This is a genomic window from Alteromonas sp. CNT1-28 (assembly GCF_022348345.1).
In the GTDB taxonomy this organism is placed as follows: domain Bacteria; phylum Pseudomonadota; class Gammaproteobacteria; order Enterobacterales; family Alteromonadaceae; genus Alteromonas; species Alteromonas macleodii.
The window spans coordinates 1-5,780 of record NZ_JAKREZ010000066.1 but is presented as its reverse complement, the minus strand read 5'-3'; the positions used below and the strand labels follow the sequence as shown (position 1 = coordinate 5,780).

At 41.1% G+C, this 5,780-nt stretch carries 6 protein-coding genes and 1 pseudogene; all 7 read left to right on the top strand.

What is annotated here, in order from left to right:
- A pseudogene (locus tag MHN02_RS21045) lies at nt 1–238 on the top strand (hypothetical protein); the annotation flags it as partial.
- A 248-nt stretch (nt 239–486) separates the two neighbouring features.
- Complete coding sequence (locus tag MHN02_RS21040) at nt 487–1,608, top strand: c-type cytochrome (protein WP_239247916.1); 1,122 nt, start codon at nt 487–489, stop codon at nt 1,606–1,608.
- A 154-nt stretch (nt 1,609–1,762) separates the two neighbouring features.
- On the top strand, nt 1,763–2,587 hold the full coding sequence (locus MHN02_RS21035; protein WP_239247914.1) for a helix-turn-helix domain-containing protein: 825 nt from the start codon (nt 1,763–1,765) through the stop codon (nt 2,585–2,587).
- A 43-nt stretch (nt 2,588–2,630) separates the two neighbouring features.
- Nucleotides 2,631–3,029 (top strand): VOC family protein, encoded by a 399-nt coding sequence (locus MHN02_RS21030; protein WP_239247912.1) that lies wholly within the window; start codon nt 2,631–2,633, stop codon nt 3,027–3,029.
- A gap of 101 nt (nt 3,030–3,130) precedes the next feature.
- Nucleotides 3,131–3,850, top strand: a complete 720-nt coding sequence (locus MHN02_RS21025) for a DUF2971 domain-containing protein (RefSeq protein WP_239247910.1) — start codon at nt 3,131–3,133, stop codon at nt 3,848–3,850.
- A 73-nt stretch (nt 3,851–3,923) separates the two neighbouring features.
- Complete coding sequence (locus MHN02_RS21020) at nt 3,924–4,688, top strand: hypothetical protein (protein WP_239247908.1); 765 nt, start codon at nt 3,924–3,926, stop codon at nt 4,686–4,688.
- A gap of 158 nt (nt 4,689–4,846) precedes the next feature.
- Complete coding sequence (locus MHN02_RS21015; protein WP_317846257.1) at nt 4,847–5,320, top strand: DUF6688 family protein; 474 nt, start codon at nt 4,847–4,849, stop codon at nt 5,318–5,320.
- Nucleotides 5,321–5,780 lie beyond the last annotated feature (460 nt).

Genomic DNA, 5,780 nt, shown 5'->3' with positions numbered 1-5,780 from the left:
ACTCAATAAACTCACTCACTTCGTTCGCTGGGACGCATACACGCGGGGCGGCTTCGCCATTATGCCCCACGTGCCTGCGCCCGTTATTGAAAAGTTAGGCGTCATTTACTTACAGCATAATAAAGTGGGTTTAAGCGTGACATTCCAGCATAAAGGTTGTTTCGCTAGGTTGTCTTCACAGCTAGCTTTCTCAGTTATTTTAACCGCTTTAGCAACGCGCTTTTTATCAACACCGTAACGCCAACATTCAACAACACAGCCTTCTAAACTCGCTCTTTTATCCAGCATTAACGTTAACATCTGGCATTTCGCACAAGGTTGTTTTATCTTAAATTCAATAATTTAATCACGCGGCTGTTGGCACTCCCTCCGGTCGCTGGGACGCTAACACGTGGGCTGACTCACTTCGTTCGGATTTTAGCCCACGTGCTAGCGCCCCAAAGCTTAGCGTTATGCTCCCATCTAACATCGTCATCGATTTTAGATATGGTTTTTTTAAAAAAAGGATTATTTAATATGCGCCGCTTTTTACTTTTAGGTTTTACTCCACTAATTGTGTTTTATTGTATACCCAGCAACGCTGATCTGTCATTGACGCTGAATACTGATGAAATGGAAAAGGCGGATGCTATGTATCAGCAGTATTGCTCACTTTGCCATGGAAAAGACCGCGAGGGATATAAAGCAGATCATGCGCCTTCATTAAAATCAAAATCGATGCTGAGTACAGCGTATCCACAGTTACTGTTCGATTCTATTTCTTGGGGAAGAGTAAATTCGGCGATGGATGGCTACAGTCACGAGGCCGGAGGCCCTCTTACAGATTCAGATATCATATTACTGATAAGGTGGCTTGCTCAGAAAGAGAACGTCTCACCTGTAGAATTAGAGCAAGTTTCAATAAAAGGAGATTCTTCCAAAGGAAAAGCACTCTATGCTTCAAACTGTTCAAGTTGTCACGGCCAGCAAGGCCAAGGTGTCACAGCGCCTGCTATAGCTGACCAATTGTTCCTCTCTAGCGCAACAGATAGTTATATTAAGCACGCGATTGTACATGGTCGCGAAGATACACCGATGCAGAGTTTTAAACATCTTCTTGGAGACGAAGAGATTAATGATTTGGTCGCATATTTAAGAAGTCAAGCATCAGGTTGGAAGCCAGCACCGGTTGAACTTGCCGAATGGCCTAGTCCGGATGAGTACGTAGTGAATTCTAGAGGAGACGGACCGGCTTTCAATCTCAGGGAAGGTCGGTATGTACCTGCCATGGAGGTAGTAAAGGCGATAGAAGAGAAAAAAAGAATGATTGTTTTAGATACTCGCCCAGGGTCCGCGTGGCAACGTATTCATATTCCTGGGGCTGTCCCTATGCCGTATTATCGAGACAAATCTAGGATTGCAGAAAACTTACCCAATGACGGCACTTGGATAGTAGCTTACTGCGCTTGTCCACATGCAGCTTCTGATTCAGTTGTAGATCATTTACGCAGCCTTGGTTATGAAAATACAGCTGTCATAGATGAAGGTATTTTAAAGTGGATCGAAATGGGCTTACCTGTTGTCGCTGGAAAAGATAAAACTGACAATGTTAAGAGACAGAGTAATTAAGGTCGAATGTGGGGAGCATAACAAGGCGCTAAACTCGTTCCCTTCGGTCACTGGGACACAAATGCAGCGCGGCTTCGCCATTATAGCGCTGCATTTGTGCCCGTTAGCTTAGCGTTAGATTTCTGGAGGGCTGGTAGCCAGAAAAGTTTATGTTTTGTATATCAATACTAAAATGCTTTTAGAGTATAACCCGACTCAAGGAAAAGTCGCTGACGACCGCGCCTATAAAACGTGGCAGATATTGCCGCCGTTAAATCGTTGGGTGCAATCGTATTGGCAGCTCACAGTCCCCAAAGGCCAGTTTCAATACCATAGTGTGCCGGATAACTGTGTTGATTGGATCATCAATCAAGATTGCTTCGACGATAATTTTCTTATTCCGCCATTTCTCTCATCTACTTTATTTCATATAGATGGCCCAGCGTCTTTTTTTGGTATTCGTTTTCGAATTCTAGGGCATAAAGGCTTGATCTCTGTGCCTTTAGGGGAGTGGGGTGAGGCTGGTAGTGTAAAGGCGGAAGACTTATTACCCGCAGATATCGTTTACTCTGTATTTGAAGTCATTAGTAACGCAAAGAGCTTTGCTAAGCGCTGCAATAGCTTGTCGGCAGTAATACTTTCTACCATAACGTTTGCCAACGTTGACCCTCGCCTAGCTCGTTACATTCGATACTGTTACGAAAATGTCAGCTCTAATCTTGACCTGTCAGATAGCCGGAGCACTGAATTTGGTGTGTCTGCACGTCAGCTTAGACGGTTGGCCAAACAGCACGTTGGCTTACTTCCCAAAGATTTTGGCAAGGTGCTAAGATTTCAGAGTGCTCTCAAAGCGATGAATGCACCGCAACACAGCAAGGCCTACCTAGATCATTACTACGACCAGCCCCATTTTGTGCGCGAATTTAAACGTTTGTCTGGAGTCACACCGACACAGTTCAGAAAAATGTCCGTTTTATACAATCACTGCTCTTCTGAGTGAAGAATAATGTTATTCATCTAATCAACGGTAAGAGGTTAATAAGATGATTGAAATAGACGCGATGTTTCCTGTGATGGTAACGGCAAACTTAGAAGCGGTGAAAGCATTCTATGAATCCGTGTTTGGCTTTAATGCCGTATTTTACGACGCCGACTTTTACTTGCATTTGGTGTCACCCAATTCGGGTGTTCAGCTTGGCTTCTTGATGCCAGAGCACGCAAGCCAGCCAGACTTTCTTCGACCATTAATGTCTCCCGATGGCTATGTGATATCACTAGAAGTTAAAGATGCAGCTCACGCCTATGCCGAAGCACAAAAAATGGATTTGACGATGGCTATGGAGCTCAAAGAAGAAGTTTGGGGACAGGTACATTTTATCCTGGAAGACCCGGCAGGTTTTCGAATCGACGTGGTCCAACATTTAGAAATTTCAGGTAATTAGTCAGAGCAAAATCTAACAAGGCGCTGCACTCGGAAAAATTACTCACTACGCTCCTAATTTTCCGGTGAGCGCAGCGTTAATAATATTCTCGACTATGACCGATGAAGACGAATCCTACATTTTATAAGTATAAGTCGTTAAAAAATTTTGAGTTCCTTCTTGATGTTATATTAAAAGAGCGACTTTACGCTGCTGGTTATCATGAGCTTAATGATCCCATGGAAGGAGTCATTAAAGTCGATGAAACAGTGCCTAGAGATAGAGAGGTTGAATGGGAAAATATTATCAAGAATCTAAGGGTTGTTTGTTTCACGAAGGACCCAAAAAACACATTGATGTGGTCGCATTATGCCGATGGTGGCACAGGTTGTGTTGTTGAATTTGAGCTGATTAATGATCAGGAATATCATAAGGTATCATACTTGAATAAGCCCATTGTTAATAATGATGATATTAATCTTGCCAAAGCCTTGGAAATACTGAAGTATAAGGACAAGCCTTGGAAGTATGAAGCTGAATATAGATGCATTCTTGAGAATGAGAAATTCTTACCGGTACATATAAAGTCTATTACGTTTGGTTCGCGAGCTAATCCTGAAACGGTCGATATGCTTATGCATGTTTTATCATTGTGTAAGCCTGATTTGAAAGTTCAGAAAATGAATAGTATCGGAGTGTTTAAAGGTATTGAGTCCCTTAGCTCTGGAACTAAAATAAGAGTTGTCAAAACAGCCAATCCGGATGAATGCCTAGACTGTGCTTCCGTAAAGGTGACAATAAGGGACTATGTAGGGCAGCACCGGAACTGGAAAGATTATTAACAAGCAAAGGCAGGCTGGGACGGCTTCGCCGCCCCTGCTTTGAACGTTATGTGCCAAGGGATAATGGTCAACTATGAGTTTAAATAAGAAACTTGTTGAGTTTCGAAAGAAGATAAAAGCTAATCATACGAAAGTGATCACTTCTATCATTGGTGACCACTCAGTAAATATCTGCATTTTTTGTGGCGAAAACGAAAACCTGACCCGGGAGCATGTTATTCCTCAGTGGGTTTATGATCGTTGCACAAAACGAACTTTTATAACTACTACTAATAAAAACGCACAAACTTATAATAAGACTGCGGTGCCAGCATGCCAGAACTGCAACAACAGCATTCTTGGTGAATTAGAAAGGTTTCTTACGCATAAATTTAATGAAGTCGACCTCCAGAGTCAGTATTTTACTGATGATGAAATAAATAAAATAATTCTTTGGCTTGAGATTATTGAATACAAATTTCACGTACTAGATCTCCGTAGAAATTTAAATAAAGTGCAAGGTTCTGAATACATTCCTTACATAGGAAAAATGCCAATTGCAATGTTTCAAGGTCCTATGGATCAGAGTCCATCAAAAGTATTTTCAAACCTACGAAACGCATTAAAAACACTTTCTGTTAAGTCAAAAGCAGTAAAACATAACTCGCTATGTATTCTGCGTACAACTAACCCAGATTTTCATTTTTTTCATTCAACTAATAACTTTATTTTTATTGAGTTAGCGCAATATAATGTGGCGTTTTTCTATTTCTACAAACAAGTGCTTTCTAGTTCAGATGAAGCTGCAACGCTTGCAAAAGAAATTGTACAAAAGGAATATTCTGGAACAGGCACATAACAAACGCCTCAACAAAGGACGCAAAAAGCTTGGCTTGCGTCACTTCGTTCCTAATTTTAGCCAAGCCTTTTGCGCCTGTTAGGCGGGCGTTATATCGCATAGAAAGTCTTAACTTCTTCTTCCACACTTGAACTATGTCACTTTAGCCGCATGTATTCCTGTATCCATCTGCATCAAGGAAGAGCATGAAAAATATTTTCGAAACTAAGTCAGTATTTATAACTATGGCATGGTGTGTTTTAACTTTTGGCCTTTTCTTTATTTATCGGCTCTATACGTTCACTGCGAAAGTTAACCCTCATACCCACAATCCTATCTCAAAGTACTTCGCTTTTTCTGCAATTTCCATTCACTTAGTCTCTTTTTTCAGCCTCTTTATTTACCTTGCTTCGAGTGCGCCACCAGAGTTACTTCTCTTTTCAAAAGCGATGCACGTCATTTCATCGGCTTTTCATTTAGTTTGGCTTGTAAAAATTAGAAATAGAATTAATGATTTAAATGACGCCAATCCTCAAAGCAAACTTTGGCTCAACCCAATTCTTTGTACTTTTTTTCATGTCATTTACATTCAGCATAAAATCAATCAGGCTAACACCATGGAATTTGAGCACGCTGGCAAACATGCGATATAACAAAAAAATTAAGTCACTCACTTCGTTCGCTGGGACGCATACATGCGGGGCGGCTTCGCCATTATGCCCCACATGCCTGCGCCCCTTATTTAAAAGTTATGTGCTTTAATGGAATATTCCAGTAATTTTCACTTTATTAGCTATCAGGAATGAACTTGAATGGATTCTTATGTCCTCGCCGATATTATAATCAAATGTATCGTTATTCTGGTTGGTGTATACCTTATCTTCCGAGGCAAGAATGCTAAAAATAGTTTAGGTTCTCAAAGAGAGCTGCTGCCTCCAAATACTATGATTATCATAGGAGCTTTAATCTGCGTCACCAACGCTTACTTAATATTTGAGGCTATTTTGTGAACGCACCTAACACATATGAGCCTCCGGGCTGTCAATGAAAAAAGATAGTCCTTTGACCACTATTTCAAGATCAATACCGTTGCCTTTTTAGAACTCGTTTACT